The 16,772-nt window shown below is 65.0% G+C and carries 10 protein-coding genes; 5 read left to right on the forward strand and 5 right to left on the reverse strand.

What is annotated here, in order from left to right:
• Positions 1 to 2: 2 nt before the first annotated feature.
• From gudD to DI605_RS09330, 4 genes are all read left to right on the forward strand, one after another.
• Complete coding sequence (gene gudD / locus DI605_RS09315) at positions 3 to 1,364, forward strand: glucarate dehydratase (protein ID WP_293972349.1); 1,362 nt, start codon at positions 3 to 5, stop codon at positions 1,362 to 1,364.
• Positions 1,365 to 1,479: 115 nt separating this feature from the next.
• Positions 1,480 to 2,367, forward strand: a complete 888-nt coding sequence (locus DI605_RS09320) for a LysR substrate-binding domain-containing protein (RefSeq protein ID WP_293972352.1) — start codon at positions 1,480 to 1,482, stop codon at positions 2,365 to 2,367.
• Positions 2,368 to 2,484: 117 nt separating this feature from the next.
• Positions 2,485 to 3,756 carry a glucarate dehydratase family protein gene (locus DI605_RS09325; RefSeq protein ID WP_293972354.1) on the forward strand — a complete coding sequence of 424 codons (1,272 nt, stop codon included), beginning with the start codon at positions 2,485 to 2,487 and terminating at the stop codon, positions 3,754 to 3,756.
• Positions 3,757 to 3,796: 40 nt separating this feature from the next.
• A complete protein-coding gene (locus tag DI605_RS09330) occupies positions 3,797 to 5,353 on the forward strand; it encodes an aldehyde dehydrogenase (NADP(+)) (protein ID WP_293972607.1) in 1,557 nt (518 codons plus the stop codon).
• 124 nt (positions 5,354 to 5,477) lie between these two features.
• Here DI605_RS09330 and DI605_RS09335 read toward each other — a convergent pair whose 3' ends face one another.
• The 5 genes from DI605_RS09335 to DI605_RS09355 all read right to left on the reverse strand — a co-directional run bounded on the left by DI605_RS09335 (position 5,478) and on the right by DI605_RS09355 (position 15,639).
• The gene (locus DI605_RS09335) at positions 5,478 to 6,623 is read right to left on the reverse strand and encodes a mandelate racemase/muconate lactonizing enzyme family protein (RefSeq protein WP_293972357.1); all 1,146 of its coding nucleotides are present in this window, start codon (positions 6,621 to 6,623) and stop codon (positions 5,478 to 5,480) included.
• Positions 6,624 to 6,634: 11 nt separating this feature from the next.
• The gene (locus DI605_RS09340) at positions 6,635 to 7,669 is read right to left on the reverse strand and encodes an MBL fold metallo-hydrolase (protein ID WP_293972360.1); all 1,035 of its coding nucleotides are present in this window, start codon (positions 7,667 to 7,669) and stop codon (positions 6,635 to 6,637) included.
• A 47-nt stretch (positions 7,670 to 7,716) separates the two neighbouring features.
• Complete coding sequence (locus DI605_RS09345; RefSeq protein WP_293972362.1) at positions 7,717 to 10,599, reverse strand: TonB-dependent receptor; 2,883 nt, start codon at positions 10,597 to 10,599, stop codon at positions 7,717 to 7,719.
• A 212-nt stretch (positions 10,600 to 10,811) separates the two neighbouring features.
• A complete protein-coding gene (locus DI605_RS09350; protein WP_293972365.1) occupies positions 10,812 to 12,788 on the reverse strand; it encodes a hypothetical protein in 1,977 nt (658 codons plus the stop codon).
• A gap of 283 nt (positions 12,789 to 13,071) precedes the next feature.
• Positions 13,072 to 15,639, reverse strand: a complete 2,568-nt coding sequence (locus tag DI605_RS09355; protein ID WP_293972368.1) for a TonB-dependent receptor — start codon at positions 15,637 to 15,639, stop codon at positions 13,072 to 13,074.
• A gap of 162 nt (positions 15,640 to 15,801) precedes the next feature.
• Here DI605_RS09355 and DI605_RS09360 point away from each other — a divergent pair, with 162 nt between their 5' ends.
• Entirely contained in the window at positions 15,802 to 16,749 is a 948-nt protein-coding gene (locus tag DI605_RS09360) for an aldo/keto reductase (protein ID WP_293972371.1), read from the forward strand.
• The last annotated feature ends 23 nt before the right edge of the window (positions 16,750 to 16,772 follow it).

Raw genomic sequence — 16,772 nt, forward strand, 5'->3', positions numbered from 1 at the left:
CGATGAGCAGCGCGCCCCAGCTTGCCCCGTCCGATATCGCGGGCCTGCCCGCGATCGTCGGGATGCGGGTCGTCCCCGTTGCCGGGCAGGACAGCATGCTGCTCAACCTGAGCGGCGCGCATGCCCCCTTCTTCACGCGCAACGTCGTCGTCGTTCGCGATGCGTCGGGCCGGGTCGGCCTGGGCGAGGTGCCGGGCGGCGAGCCGATCCGGCGCACGCTGGAGGATGCGCGCGCCATCGTCGAGGGCGCGCGCGTCGGCGATCATGGCCGGGTGCTCAACGCCATCCGATCCGCCTTCGCGAGCCGGGACGCCGCCGGACGGGGCCTGCAGACGTTCGATCTGCGCACCACCATCCATGTCGTCACCGCGATCGAGGCGGCGATGCTCGACCTGCTGGGTCAGCATCTGGGGCTGCCGGTCGCCGCCCTTCTGGGTGACGGGCAACAGCGCGATCGCGTCGAGATGCTCGGCTATCTTTTCTATATCGGCGACAGGCGGAAGACCGACCTTCCCTATCGCGACGGCACCGGCGCGCGCGACGGATGGGAGCGGGTGCGCGATCAGGAGGCGCTGACGCCGGATGCGGTGGTGGCGCTCGCCGAGGCGGCCGAGGAGCGATACGGCTTCCGCGATTTCAAGCTCAAGGGCGGCGTGCTGTCCTCCGATCAGGAGATGGAGGCCACAACCGCGCTCGCCCGCCGCTTTCCGGAGGCGCGCGTGACGCTGGATCCCAATGGCGCCTGGTCGCTGGCGGAGGCGATCGCCGTCTGCAAGGGCAAGGGGGATGTGCTCGCTTATGCCGAGGATCCCTGCGGCGCCGAGAATGGCTATTCGGGGCGCGAGGTGATGGCGGAATTCCGCCGCGCCACCGGCCTGCCCACGGCCACCAACATGATCGCGACCGACTGGCGCCAGCTGGGCGCCGCGATCAAGCTGGACGCGATCGACATTCCGCTGGCCGATCCGCATTTCTGGACGATGCAGGGCTCCGTCCGCGTCGGCCAGCTCTGCTCCGAATGGGGCCTCACCTGGGGCTCGCACTCGAACAATCATTTCGACATTTCGCTGGCGATGTTCACCCATGTCGCCGCCGCCGTGCCGGGCCGCGTGACGGCGATCGACACGCACTGGATCTGGCAGGACGGGCAGCGCCTGACGCGCGATCCCCTCCAGATCCGCGATGGTCATGTCGAGGTGCCGGAAAAGCCCGGCCTCGGCATCGAGATCGACATGGACGCGCTGGACGCAGCCTATCGCCTCTATCAGGCGCATGGCCTGGGTGCGCGCGACGATGGTGCGGGCATGCAATATCTGGTCGAGGGATGGACGTTCGACAACAAGCGGCCGTGCCTGGTTCGCTGAGCCGGGGTCGGCCCCCGATCCGATCACGCGGAAGGGGCATCGCCGCCGCTTCGGCCCCGCCGGGCCACTTGTCCCGGCGTCGCTTGCTCTCCGCCCGGGATTGGCGCAATCGTCGATGATGTTCGAACTGATGCAGTTGCGCTGCTTCGTGGCGGTCGCCGAAGAGCTTCATTTCGGCAAGGCCGCGTCGCGGATGAACATGACGCAGCCGCCGCTGAGCCGGCAGATCCAGATCCTGGAACGCATTCTCGACGTGGAGCTTTTCAAGCGGAGCAGCCGTTCGGTGGAGCTGACGGCGGCGGGTGCCGCCTTCATGAACGACGCGCGCCGTATCGTGCGGCTGGCGGACAATGCCCGGCTCACCGCCCGCCGCGCCGCAACCGGAGAGATTGGCGCGCTGACGCTCGGCTTCACGGCAGCATCCGGCTACAGTTTCGTGCCCAAGCTCGTATCCCACGCGCGCGCGGCGCTCCCCAATGTCGATCTCCGGCTGAAGGAGATGGTGAGCACCGAGCAGATCGATGCGCTGATGGCCGGGCAGATCGATATCGGCCTGCTGCGGCCGCCGCTCCGCCGCGCCGAGCTGGATTCGCAGTTCGTGATGCGGGAGGGCCTTTCGATCGCCTGCCTCGATACCGGAGTGGATGGCCGCCCGCCGCCGCGCACGCTGGCCGATTTCGATGATCTGCCGGTCGTCATGTATTCCCCCGATGGTGCCCGCTATTTCCACGATCTGGTGCAGGGGCTGATGACCAATGCCGGCGTGGCGCCCCGCTATGTCCAGTATCTCAGCCAGATCCACTCGATCCTCGCACTCGTCGGCGCAGGTCTTGGCGCCGCGATCGTGCCGGATGCCGCGCGCGCATTGCACATGGACGGCATCAGCTTCCATCCGCTGGAGGAAGCCCGCGAATCCGTGGAACTGATGCTCGCCTGGCGCCACGACAACGACAATCCGGCGATCCAGCGCTTCCTGACGCGGATGGAGACGATCGGGGGCTGAGCCGCCGGAGCGAACGGGATCGCCCCATTGTATCGATCGATCCTAGGAGCGCATTGGTCTCGGCGTGGGCGCCCCTCCTAAACTCCGCGCGCCGGCCCGTCCGGTGGGAGAGAGACAATGAAGATCAGACATGTCCGGGTCACGCCGATCGCCTTTCGCGATCCGCCCCTGCTCAACGCGAGCGGCATCCACGAGCCCTATGCGCTTCGTTCGATCATCGAGGTGGAAAGCGATGGCGGCATCGTCGGCCTCGGGGAAACCTATGGCGACGCCCCCGTGCTGGCCACGCTCCTGGCGCTGCGCGAGCCTCTGGTGGGGCTGTCCATTTTCGATCTGAACGGGCTGGAAGCGCGCGTGCGCCAGGTGTTGTCCACCCTGCCGCCACCCGAGGCCGGCGCGGAGCTTGCCCCGGGATCGCACCCTTCCAAGCAGATCCCCAACGCCTTTTCGGCATTCGAGGTCGCGCTGCTCGATTGCCAGGCGCGCACGATCGGCGTGCCGCTGGTGGAGCTGCTGGGCGGAGCGGTGCGCGACAAGGTGCCGTTCAGCGCCTATCTCTTCTTCAAATATGTCAGACATATTGACGATTGCTATCCCCCCGATCCCTGGGGCGAGGCGATCGATCCGGCCGGCATCGTCGCCCAGGCGCGGCGCATGATCGGCCTGCACGGCTTCGAAAGCATCAAGCTGAAGGCCGGCGCGCTGGAGCCCGAGGTGGAATGCGCCGCGATCGCGGCCCTGGCGGACGCCTTCCCGGGGCTGCCGCTGCGGATCGACCCGAATGGCAACTGGTCGCTGGAGACGGCGGTCCACTGCGCGGATCAGCTATATGAGATGCTGGAATATTATGAGGATCCGGTGCCCGGCCTTCAGGGCATGGCCGATCTCCATCGCCGCACCGGCCTGCCGCTGGCGACCAACATGGTCGTCACCGATTTCGACGAGCTTCGCCAGAGCCTGAGCCTCAACAGCGTCCAGATCGTGCTGTCCGATCATCATTATTGGGGTGGGCTGCGCCGCACGCAGCTTCTGGCCCAGATGTGCGAGGTGTTCGGACTGGGCCTCTCCATGCATTCCAACTCGCATCTGGGCATCAGCCTGATGGCGATGACGCATCTCGCCGCCGCCACGCCGCGCCTCAGCTATGCCTGCGACACCCATTATCCGTGGGTGGAGGAGGAGGATGAGGTGATCGTCGGCGGAAAAATTCCCTTCGTTGGCGGTTGTATGAGTATTAGTGACGCGCCGGGGCTTGGCGTGGAGCTGAATCATGCCCAAGTAGAGCGCCTTCACAACCTCTATCTGGATATCGACATCCGTAGCCGCGACGACGCCCGCCAGATGCGAAAATATCGGCCGGATTGGTCGCCCGGAAAGCCCCGTTTCTAATCCGTCCCCTCCGGAGATCAGTATGACTATTCAAGGCAGCATGTTCATTGGCGCGAAGGAGGTTGCCGGGAGCAACGGCTCCGTGTTCGGGATCGATCCGGCGACCGGCGAGACATTGCAGCCGGCCTATGGCGGCGCGACGACCGGCGATCTGGAGCGGGCCTGCGCGCTCGCCGCCGAAGCCTTCGAGCCCTTCTCGGCGCTGGCGCCGGCGAAGCGCGCCGAATTCCTGGAGGCGATCGCCGATGCGATCATGGCGCTGGGCGACGAGCTGATCGTGCGCGTGATGCAGGAAAGCGGCCTGCCGCGCGGCCGGCTGGAAGGTGAGCGCGGGCGCACCTGCGGCCAGCTCCGCCTGTTTGCGAACGTGCTGCGCGCGGGCCGCTATCTGGACGTGCGGATCGATCCGGCGCTGCCCGATCGTCAGCCGGCCCCCCGCCCCGATCTGCGCCTGATGAATGTGCCGGTCGGCCCGGTCGCGGTGTTCGGCGCGTCCAATTTCCCGCTCGCCTTCTCGGTGGCGGGCGGTGACACCGCCTCCGCGCTCGCCGCTGGCTGCCCGGTCGTCGCCAAGGCGCATCCGGCACATCCCGGCACATCCGAACTGGTCGGCCGCGCCGTGCGCGATGCGGTCGCCAGCTGCGGCCTGCCCGAAGGCGTCTTCTCGCTCATCATGGACAGCGGCTATGCGATCGGCTCCGCTCTGGTCGCCGATCCGCGCATCAAGGCTGTGGGGTTCACGGGATCGCGCCGGGGCGGCCTCGCCTTGCTGAAGATCGCGCAGGAGCGAGCCGAGCCGATCCCCGTTTATGCCGAGATGAGCTCGATCAACCCGGTCATCCTCTTCCCGCACGCGCTTGCCGAAAAGGCGGAAGCGACCGCCAAGGCCTTCGTCGGCTCGCTCACGCTCGGCGCTGGCCAGTTCTGCACCAATCCGGGCCTCGTTCTGGCGATCGAGGGTGAGGCGCTCGATCGTTTCCTGGCCACCGCTTCGGAAGCACTGGGCGGCCTTCCCGCCCAGACGATGCTGACCCCGGGGATCGCCAACGCCTATCGTTCGGGCGTGGCCGCGCTTGGCGCGCACGATCAGGTGGAGACGCTGGCCCGCGGGCAGGAAGGCGGCGCGCATTGCGGCCAGGCCGGCCTGTTCGTGACCTCGGCCGAAGCCTTCCTCGCGCATCACGAGTTGCAGGACGAGATTTTCGGCGCGGCTTCGCTGGTCGTCCGCTGCAAGGACATGACCGAGCTTGCCGGCGTGATCGATGCGCTGGAAGGCCAGCTGACCGCCGCGATCCACATCGTGGAGGCCGATCAGCCCGCCGCCGCCACGCTGATCCCGCATCTTCAGGCGAAGGTCGGCCGCTTGCTGGTCAACGGCTTCGGCACGGGCGTCGAGGTTTCGCATGCGATGGTGCATGGCGGCCCCTTCCCCGCCACGTCCGACGTGCGCAGCACCTCGGTCGGCAGCCTCGCCATTGCGCGCTACCTGCGCCCGGTGAGCTTCCAGGATCTGCCCGACGCGCTGCTGCCGGATGTGCTGAAGCAGGCGAACCCGCTCGGTATTCCGCGCCTTGTGGATGGTGTGATGCAGGGCTGATCGCCCGGCGCGCCACACGGCCAAGGGAAAGGGGGCGGATCGGCCATCGATCCGCCCCCTTTTTCATTCCCGCTCGCCTTTGCCGCCGCGCTCCGGCTTTCGCGGGGAGCCACGGCGCGCCAGATCAGGCCTTGAAGACCTCCTTCGCCGTCGTCCAGGCGCGCGCCTGATCGGTGAGCGTCACGCCCAGACCCAGCCGATCCGGAATCAGCATCTTGCCGTCCTTCGTCTCCAGTTCCTCGTTGAAGAGCGGGGCGAGCCAGTCGAAATGCTCGACCCAGGCATCGTGCGGATAGGCGGCCGAGAGATGGACGTGAATCTCCATCGCGAAGTGCGGCGCCATCTTCAGGTGGCGTTGCTCACCCATGGCCATGATCTTCAGAAACTGGGTGATGCCACCCACGCGCGCCGCATCCGGCTGCATGAAGCCCACCGCATCCTGGCGAATGAAATCCCAATGCTCGGCCGCGCTGGTCAGCATCTCGCCGGAGGCGATCGGCGTCGCCAGCATCGCCGAAAGCCTGGCGTGGCCGGCTGAATCATAGGCATCCAGCGGCTCCTCGATCCAGACGAGATCGAACTGCTCCATCGCGCGGCCCATGCGCATCGCGGTCGGCCGATCCCATTGCTGATTGGCATCCACCATCAGCGGCACCTGCATGCCGATATGCTTGCGAACCGCCTCCAGCCGCTTCAGGTCCGTCGCAGTATCGGGCTGGCCCACCTTGATCTTGATGCCGGCAATGCCGTTGCCCAGCGCCTCGTCGATATTCTCCAGCACCTGTTCGATCGGAGTCGAAAGGAATCCGCCGGATGTATTGTAGCAGGAAACCCCGTCGCGATAGGCGCCCAGCAGCTTGGCGAGCGGGAGGCCCGCACGCTTGGCCTTCATGTCCCACAGCGCATTGTCGAACGCCGCGATGGCCTGCGTCGAGAGGCCCGATCGGCCGACCGAGGCACCCGCCCAGACGAGCTTCGTCCAGATCTTGCCGATGTCGTTCGGATCCTCGCCGATCAGAAGCTGACCGATCTCCCTGGCATGGGCATATTGGCCGGGGCCGCCGGCGCGCTTGGAGTAACTGAAGCCCAGCCCTTCCTGGCCGCCCGCCGTGCGGATCTCGCAGAAGAGGAAGGCCACCTCGGTCAGCGGGCGCTGCCGCCCGGTCAGCACCTTCGCATCGCTGACCGGGGTCTTGAGCGGAAGGAAGGCGAGCGAGATCCTGACCTCGTCGATGCGATCCCTGGCGAGGCTGGCGGTGGGCAGGCTCATGAAATCCCTTCTTATTCGCTGAGGCCCAGTCGGGCGAGCTGAACGCGCGCGCACTCCGCCTGGATGCGGACGTATCGCTGGTAGGTATCGGTGCCGACGATGAAGGGATTGGGATCGCCGGGCAGCGCGTGCCGCAGCAACTCCTCCTTCTCGATCGTCTCGGCATGCAGCGGGTGATTGGCGATCAGCACGTCGACGCCGGCCGCCCTGGTGAGTTCGCCCCAGCGGGCGAAGGACGGGATGCTGGCACGCAGCCCCGCCTCGTCACGCCCACCGCCCGTGCCACCGTTGAAACCGACGACATGGCGCTGGCCATGATCGGTCACGGGGAAGATGGCGGAAAGCGTGCCGGGCGTATGGCCCGGCGTCACATAGAAGCGGATCGTCGTATCGCCCAGGGTGAGCGTGTCGCCGTCCTTCATCTCCATATCGTGCTTCGGCAGCGGCAGATCCTTGAAGACGCCGGGCTTCGGCCCCTTCTCCATCATCTCCCAATCGATGGCGGAGGCGATCACCTTCGCGCCCGTGGCCTGCTGGAGCCACTGCGCGCCGCCATAATGATCGCCGTGGCCGTGCGTGATGACGATATATTTGATTTGCTTCGGATCGAGCCCCAGCTTCTCCATATTCGGCACGAGCAAAGTCTTCGCCTCGTCCGCATTGTCGAGCGTGTCGAACAGGATAAGCCCCGCGCTGGTTTTCAGAACATAGGCCGAGACCGCATTCTGCCCGACCGAATAAAGCTGGTCGAAGATCCTGGTGGGCGTGATCTTCCCGTCGAACTGGATGCCGCGCACGCGCACGGGATAGACCGGGCTGATGATGCAGCGATGCGCCATATCCGGAAACAGATCCGTGCCCGCCAGTTTGCGCGCAGCGGAAAGATGCTCGGCCACCGCTTTTTCATTCGCCTTCGGGAAGGTTTGCGGCGCCGGATAATCGGCAGCGGCGCGAGGGGGTGCCCCGCCCGCCTCCTGCGCCGGGGACGCAGTGGCGAGCAGGGCGAACGCCATGCCCATGGCCGATGCGAGGAGGGATCTCTTCATCGTCTGTCCTTCCCTTGGGGATGGGTGGAAGGTGGGCATCGCGCAGCTCAATATTTGAAGCGCAGGCCGACGCGATAGGCGCGACCGACGACATCGTAGAGGGTGGGGTTCGTCTGCAGGCCGCTGGTGCCGACCTGGGCCACGACCGGCGGATCCTTGTCGAGCAGATTCTCGATCTTGAAGAAGATCTCCATCTGGCTGCTGCCGGCGGGCTTCAGGTGATAGACGCCCGCAAGATCGACATAGGCCGCGCCCTTGATCCGGTTGTTGTCGATGTCGACGCCGGACGTCCACGCATTGTCATAGACGCCCTTGCTGATCGTGCGCAGCGTGATGAGGCCGGACACGCGCGCATCATCGTAGCCCAGCGTGACGAACCAGCGCCACTTGGGCGCGTCGGCCGTATTCTGCCCGGCCGCCTCGGTGACGACGCCGCCGTTGATCGTCGTGCGCTTGGCGATATGCGATCCCAGCGCGCGCAGCGTGACGGTGCCGCCCATGCCATCGAAGATATCGCCCAGCGGCTGCCGGAAGCTCGCCTCCACGTCGAAGCCGCGCGTCTTCAGCGTCGCCAGATTGATCGGCTGGGTGATGATCTGCGTCATCACGCCGGCGCTGTTGCGAGTGATATACTGGCAGAGCGTCGCCTCGCCGCGATAGCAGCGGTCCACCACGTCCTGGCTGCCGAGCGTCGTGATCGCATCGTTGAGCTTGATCGAATAATAATCGAACGAGCCGGTGAACTGGCGCAGCCATGACGGCGAATAGACGATGCCAAGGCTCGTCGTGTCGGCCTTTTCCGGCTTCAGATCGAGATTGCCGATCGTGACGCGGGTGAGCCGCGTGACGACGAGGTTGCGTGTCGGATCGGATACGTCCTGCGCCTGCGTGTTGCCGGCGGCAAACAGCTCCGTCAGGTTTGGCGCGCGGATATCGCGCGAGCGCACGGCGCGCAGGCGGATATCGTTGATGGGCTTCCAGGTGAGGCCCGCCTTCCACGTCTCCACACCGCCGCTGGTGCTGTAATCGGTGTAGCGGCCGGCGGCGTTGAATTCGAGGCTGCGCAACAGGGGCAGATTCTCAGCCAGCGGCACGACGATTTCGGCAAACGCCTCCTTCACGTCATAGCTGCCGTTCGTGCCCTTGAAATTGCCGGTGTAGAAGCCGTTCACGGCCGAGATGGCATCGCCCGTGCCGCTGACCTCTTCCTTGCGATATTCGATGCCGGTCGCGAGGCTGACCGGGCCGGCCCACAGGCTGAACGGCTCACCGCTGATGCTGGCGGCGGCGACATTCTGCTTGAGCGACAGCTTCTGGCTGGCCGTGCCCTTCACATAGGCGATCGCCTCCGGCGAAGCGACGCCATAGCCGAAGATGTTGAGCGGGACGCAGCCGTCGGTGGGATTGGTCAGCGTCGAACGGCAGATGATCTGGCCGGAGGAATTGCGCACCGCATCGATCGCCTGCGCGAAGCGGGCGACGTTGGTGGTATTGTAGAGGAAGGATCGGGTGTCGGTCTGGCCATATTGATAATAGGCATCCCACGTCCACTCCCCGAATACCTTGCCCGTCAGCGCGGCCGCCGTGCGATAGGTTTTGCGGGTCGCCACGTTGAACGGCACACCCAGATCATAGGTGGAATAGCCGTAGCGGAAGCTGGTGATGCCCAGCGATGCCGCCTGCGCGCGAATGCTGTCCGGCAGGAAGGCATTGGTGGCCGAGACGGTGAGATTGCCCGGATAGCGCTGATAGGCGGCGCCGTTCGATGCCTGCGAATAGCCGTAGGATCCTTCCAGGCTGAACTCGATATCGTCGGTCAGTTCGTAGCTGGCCCGCGCGAAGCCGGCATAACGCTTCAGGTTCGAATCCAGCGCGATCAGATTGCCTTCGAACCAGCTGTTGCCGCCCACCATCAGCGGATCGCTCAGCAATGTGCCGCGCTGGAACGGCAGCACCTGTCCGTTGAACCCGAATTGCTGGTTGGCGAAGGCCGCCGCCTGCGCCGTCGTCAGCCCGGTCGGCGTGATGACGCCGCCCTTGGCCACGGTGAGATTGTTGGCGTTGCTGGCGATGATGCGGCGCGGCTGGCCGTTGGTGGCGGTATAATTGGGATTGGTCAGCAGGTTCGTCTGGTTGAACCATTTCCGCTTGGAAGGATCGATACCGGCGATGCCCTGCTGATACTGGCCTTCCACGCTGGCGAGGAAATGGCCCCGCCCGCCCGCGAAAGGCGTGCCGAAGGCCAGATAGCCGCTGCTGTTCGCATCGTCGCCGCGATCCGTGATGCCAGCCGAAATCGATCCCTTGATGCCGGTGAACTTCTTCTGGAGGATGAAGTTGACGACACCCGCCACGGCATCGGAGCCATAAGCGGCAGAGGCGCCGCCCGTCACCACGTCGACCCGCTCGACGAGCGCGCTCGGCAGATTGTTGATATCCACCGCCGCATTGACCGAGGAGGCCACGACGCGCCGGCCATCAAGCAGCACGAGCGTGCGGTTCGATCCCAGCGAACGCAGGTTCAGCGTGTTGAGGCCGTTGGTGCCGGTGCTCGTATTGCCGTTGCCGGTGCGCGTGGTGGAGCTGCCGCTGAGCTGTGGCATCTGGTTGACGAAATCGGCGATGTTGGCCGGGGCCGCCTTCTGGATTTCCTGGATCCCGACGACGGTGGTGGGCGTCGGCGCGGAAAAGCCGTTGCGCGTGATGCGCGATCCGGTGACGACGATATCGCTGGCGACAGCCTCGCTCACGCCGGCGGATGCGGCCGGCTGCACCTCCGCGGCGGCGGGCTCGGCGCCCGCGGCCGGGGCGGACTGGACGGTCTGCGCCTGAGCCAGGGCGACCGGCGCTCCGAAAGCACCGGAAACGGCCAAAATCGCGGCGCCGTGCAGCAGGCGCGACCGGCTCGTCGCGCGGAAGTCATTTCCCACGTCTCTCTCCCTTTTATTGTCACCCGGATCAAAAGAGGAAGAGCCTGTCACGCCTCTTCATCAATCTTCCGGGCATCTTGTCTTTGATGCCATCATCACTGTGTGGCCCGGGCCCGCCATGGTCCAATGCTGATGGCGGATCGGGCAATGCAGCGACGGCATGAATTGATTCTGATCTTGTGGATCAGCGCGAAAGCGGGCCGCCGCCTCGATCAGTAAGCGAGCGTCCCGTTCTGCCGGGCGGGCGGCGTGCGGATGTCCTTGCGGGAATCCTCGGCGAAGCGCGCCGGCTCGCTGGAAAGCGCCGCATCCGTGAGCGGGCCGCCCCAAGGGAAATCCAGCGTCGGCGGATTGGCATAGCGGCGCATCTTCAGCACGAGCCGCGCGCCGGCGCCGGGCGCCAGCCGCACCGTGACGGAGCGTGCATTGACCGGCCTGGCGGAACCCGTCCCCTCCGCGATCGAAAGGATCTGATGCTCGCCATAGGCGCCGCCCTGGATGGTCACGGTCCGCGCCTCCGTCGGGCTGCAATTGACGATCGAGACCCCGGTCGCATCGGTGGTGAGCATGTCCACCAGCGCGGCGACATCCGGTGGGACGCCCGGCCGCCGCGCATCCGGATCGAAGTAACGCAGCCGCGAGAATTGCAGCGCACCGCCCACATGGGGGGATTTTTCCGACCAGCCCGGCCGCCCGACATGGGCGCCGCCCTGCATCAGCATGATGAGCGCGGAAACGCTGGCCGGATTATAATCCATCACCGTATCCACGAAGCGCGTATCCGGCAGCGTCTGATCCGCGCGCACCGCCTCCGCCGTATCGCGAATATGATCCAGGGCGCCACGCAGCGCCGTGACAGGGAAGGCCGGATTCTTGCCATCCAGGTATTGGAAGAAGGGATGATCGGGCGCGCGGGCGCGATCCGAAGGCTTCATCGAAAGCAGGTAGATATCCTGCGCGCCGACCGCCCATTTGGCGGGCTTGAAGCTATACCAGCCCTTGTCGCCATACATGGTGGGATATTGCATCTTGCCATCGATCATCTTGCCGTTGGCGTTGATGCGGTCGGTCATCCGGCGCCAGACATCGAGATATTTGTCGTCGCCGGTGAGCAGATAGGCGTTGAAGAAGCCGACGATCGCATAGGGGATGCGGTTGCGATCCTCGGGCTTGCCCGTCATCGGCACGATCGGGCTGAACGACCAGCCATAGGTGCCGCCATACCATTTGCCGCCGGCCTCGCCGCCGATCGTGCCGTCATAGCCTATATTGGTGGGAACGATGTCATTATTGGCCCTGGCGCGATCTACCCAGGCATCGACATATTCCACGATCCAGGCGCGATATTTCGGCTCATGCGCCAGCATGTAGGCATTGAGCACCAGGCCCGTCGCCTCCAGGTTCAAGGGATGATCGCCCGTGGTTTCGGTATAATCCTTGAAGTGGGCGAGCATCTCCTCATAGCTGCGCTCGCCGTGCAGCAGCGCGGAGGGATCGATGCCGGTCAGGTCGATGGGATCGCCCGCCCAGTCAAGCGCCGTCGCCTTGCGCATGAGGGGGCCACGGCTGCCGTTGAACAGGCTGCGAATGATCTTGTGCTTGGGATCGTAATTGGGCGCATCCTTGTCCTCGCCCGTATAGAATCCGGCGAAGCGGCGTACGCGATTACGGAACTTCTGCGAATAGGGATCGCCCAGCCCCATGATGTTGAAGACGGACAGCCCCTCGCCATTGTGCTGCCAGTCCATCATGACCGGAAATTCCTTGAAGTACATGCCGTTGCGGGCGAATGGCACGTCCTTCGTCTTCGCCAGCGTGAACTGGCGGACATGGCCTTCATAGGCCAGTTCATAGAGCTGGCGGATCTTCTCCGAGCCGCCAAGCTGGTAGAGGTGCGGCCAATCGTTGACATTCTCGATCGCATCGTCGGGGCCGTCATCCCCGCCCCAGCGCTCGATGGCCTGAAAGAAGCCGGTCTGCTGATCGTAATAGCGGGCGAAGAAGGCCTCGCACGCCGGCGTGTGGGCATCCAGCAAGGCCCGCTCCAGCAGCGCCCATTCCGGTGGCGCCATCGGCGTGCCGATCTCCAGCAGGGGCGCTTCGGCGGCCGCCCCGGTGAGCGGCATCACCGCCGCCGACAGCGCCAGTGCCGTCGTGCCGAACAGGAAATCGCGTCGGCTCGTGCCCATCCCACTCTCCATGAACTGCGCCCCTTCTTGCGAGGCCTTATCAGGAACGAGGGATAGGGCCGCCGTCCCGGCCCGACCAAACCAAAACCGCTATCGATTGATGCGGCGATTGAATGTTGCGCGCTTTCCGCCCGGACGGCAGCCCTTCCGGCGGGTCCGCGCCGCACTGGCCGCAGTGCAACCCGCCCTTACGACGAAGGAAAGGGCGATGCCCCGGCCGGCGCGATACCGGGGATCGGGCGTGAACAAGGCCCGCAGCGAACTCCGCTCCGGGCCTGCCGCATCAATATTTCGCCCGCAGCGTCACGCCATAGCGGGCCGGCTGGTTATAGTTGACCGTCCGCCCGAGATAGGCCGTCACGCCCGCGCCCGAGGGCGCCGTCAGCAACGCCTGCGAGATGATATTCTTCTCGTTGGTCGCGTTGTTCGCATAGACTGAAATATCGTATTTGCCATTGTCCAGCCGAACGCCGGCCCGCAGGTTGAGATTGAACTGATTGGGCACCCGCGTGTAGATCGACTGGGTCACACCCGTCCCATAGGATGTGGTGTAGCTATATTGGGCATAGCTGTAGAACTCGGTGCCCGGCGCGATCCGGAAATCCCAGGATGGCGTAACGGACAGTGCCCATTTGGGTGAATAGGGCGCCTGCTGGCCCTTGGCATCGATATTGGCGATGCCGTTATAGCTCAGTTCCGCAGGCGCCGGCAGCGAAGGCGCCCGCGTATAGATGCCGTCATTATAATTGCCGTCGAACGTCAGGCGAATCCCGGAGCCCAGATCGGCGGCTAGGCTCCATTCGAAGCCCCGCGCACGGATATCGCCCACATTGGTGGCGCCCCGCTGCGGCGTGCCATTCGGCAGGGTGAAGGAAACGGATGTCTGGAAGCCCTCCAGTTTCTCCTGATAGGCCGCCAGCGCCAGCGTCAGGCGGCGATCGAACAGCGAAGCCTTGATGCCGGCCTCGATATTCTTGGTCTTGGTGGGCTTCACATCGGGCGCCGAGGGATCCAGCGCGCGGTTGTTGAGATCCAGCCCGCCGGCCTGAAAACCCGTGGCATAGGTCACGTAGGTCGTGAGATCCGGCGTGATCTTGTAGGACAGGCTGACCGTGCCCGAGACATTGTCGTTGGATGTCGATCTGCCGAGCGCATAGCCGGTGCTGGCAACGCCGGCCGGATAGCCGGGCACCGTATAGGCCACGCCCGCATTCCGCTGGACCGCATCGATCGCATTGTAGAAGGCCAGCAACTGGGCGTTGGTGATCCCGGCCGGCAGCGAAGTCGGCAGCTGGCTGGTATCCACCGGGCTGCTGCCGGTCTTGCGATCATAGGTGTATCGCACCCCCCCGGTCAGATCCAGCGTGCTGCTGATATGCCAGGTCGCCTGGCCATAGGCGGCCGCATTCTTGTTCGTGACGCGCGTATCCTCGATGATCTGCACGCCGGTCAGCTGGGAACGGAAGGAAAGCGGGATCGGCGTGAAGGCCGTGCCGGCCAGCGTATTATAGGCATTGTACCAGGGAATGACGTCCGCGCCGAATTGATGGATCACATAATGATCCTTCAGCTTTGAATGATAAAGAAACGCGCCGGCCTGCCATTCGATGGGGCCGTGGCTGTTCGAAGCCAGCCGGAATTCCTGGCTGAACTGATCGTTCCGGCTGATCGCCATATTCTGATAGATGTCGAGGGGCGAGCTGTCGCTGTCTTGCGGCGGATTGAAGGTCCAGAGCCGCCAGGCGCTGATGGATGTCAGCGTGGCCCAACCGAAATCATAGTCGGCCGTGACGGACACACCCGCATTCTTCGTCTTCATATGATTGTAGTTGTTGGTGATATTGGTCTTCGGATCGATCGCCAGATTCCAGTTCTGCACACCACCGAAATTCGAGAGCTGGCTGAGCGCGTTGCGCGCGTTGGTGACCCTCGCCTGCTGGGCCGCCGTGGTGTTGATGCCCCAGTTTCCGGGGCCGAACAGTTCCACGATCCCGCCACCCGAACTGAAGCCCGAGGAACTGTCGCTTTCGACGTTCAGATCGCCCGCGATATTGATCTTGAGATCGCCGGCATTGATCAGGAATTGCTGGCGCACGCCCCAACGCCCGGTTCCCGCCGTCCTGGAATCGTCGGTCGCGGTCGGGGCGTAGATGCCCTTCTGCGTCGCCGCATCGCGGAAGGCCGGGCGGAACGGCGTCGAGATCCAGCCATCCGATCGGGTTCCATATGCCACGGTGCGGAAGGCGATATTGTCCGTGAGCGGGCCGGTGATGATCGCCTTGCCCTGCGCGAAATTATACCGGCCATAGGAGACTTCGAAGGTCTGCCCGGCCGTGAAACTGGGCTTGTTGAAGGTGATGTTCAGCGCGCCCGCCGCCGCGTTACGGCCGAACAGGGTTCCCTGGGGACCACGCAGCACTTCGAAGCTCTGCACGTCGACCAGATCCTGGAGCACCTGGCCGGGCCGCGCCTGATAGACGCCATCGAAATAGACGCCGATCGCATTGTCGAGGCCATCAGCGGCGGTGGGCGCATAGCCGATGCCACGGATCGTCACGGAGAAATTGCGCGGATTGCCGCCCGTGGAATTCAGGCCCGGCGTCTGATCGATCAGGCTCTGTAGATCGATCGTTCCTTTCCGCTGCAGGGTTTCGCCGCTGATCGCCTGCACGGAGATGGGCACGTCCTGGATGTTTTCGGCGCGGCGGCGCGCGGTCACCACCACTTCGGGTGAATTGCCCGCATCCGCCGCCACGGCGGCATCCGCGACCGGATCCGCCGCCGCCGCGGCCGAAGCGAGGGTGCCCGACAGGGCCGCGGCGAGGAACGCGCGCTGACGCCGATGGATCATTGGAATTGCCCCTTCTCGAATTTCTGGAAGGCGCATTTGACTAGAAACCATAATTCCTATCGGGTAACTAGAGAATCTGCGTCCCGCATAAGTTTTTCTGCATCGCGGCGAATGCGGGTCCGGTGCCAGAAACTGGGCAGCCGGGGTGGCAGGAGATCGAGAATGGCGAAGATCGGATCATTGAACGTCAGTGCGCAGGGCTTTGGCGCGATGGGGCTTTCGTCCGTTTACGGGCAGGCGGACGACGCGGAATCGATCCGCACGATCCATCGCGCGATCGAGCTTGGCGTCACCTTCTTCGATACCGCGACCGCCTATGGCAGCGGCCATAACGAGGAATTGCTGGGCAAGGCGATCGCCGGCCGGCGCAACGGCCTGGTCATCGCCAGCAAGTTCACCCACGCCCGGCAGGATGGCACGCGGACCAGCCCGCGCGCGGCCGTGGAAGCCAGCCTGCGCCGGCTCAATGTCGACCATATCGATCTCTATTATCTCCACCGCGTCGATACGCTGGTGCCGATCGAGGAATCGGTTGGCCTGCTCGGCCAACTGAAGGACGAAGGGAAGATCGGCGGCGTCGGCATATCCGAAGCGAGCGCCGCGCAGATCCGCCGCGCGCATGCGGAAAGCCCGCTGACGGCGCTACAGAGCGAATATTCGCTGTGGACCCGCGACGTGGAGGTGGAGATTCTCGCCGCCACGCGCGAACTGGGCATCGGCTTCGTCGCCTATAGCCCGCTCGGCCGGGGCTTCCTGGCGGGGGCCGAATCCAGCGGAGCCACCGATCGCCGCGCGATCCATCCACGTTTCAGGCCCGATGCCATTGCAGCCAATTCGGTTCGCCGGCGGACGATCGAGGATGTCGCGGAGCGGCTGCGCGTAACGCCCGCGCAGGTGAGCCTCGCCTGGGTGCTTGCCAAGGGCGTCGTGCCCATTCCCGGCACGCGACACATTCGCCATCTGGAAGACAATTGGGCGGCCGGCGACATTCACCTCGACGAGGGCACGATCGAGGAACTGGAAGCCGCCTTCCCGCGCGGCGCCACCTTCGGCGACCGCTATCCGCCGGAGCAGCTCAGGCAGGTTCCCGCCGAGCCGGCGCTGGCCTGAACGATCACGCGGCATTCCGGAAA

The sequence above is a fragment of the Sphingomonas sp. genome (assembly GCF_003248515.1).
Classification (GTDB): Bacteria; Pseudomonadota; Alphaproteobacteria; order Sphingomonadales; family Sphingomonadaceae; genus Sphingomonas_I.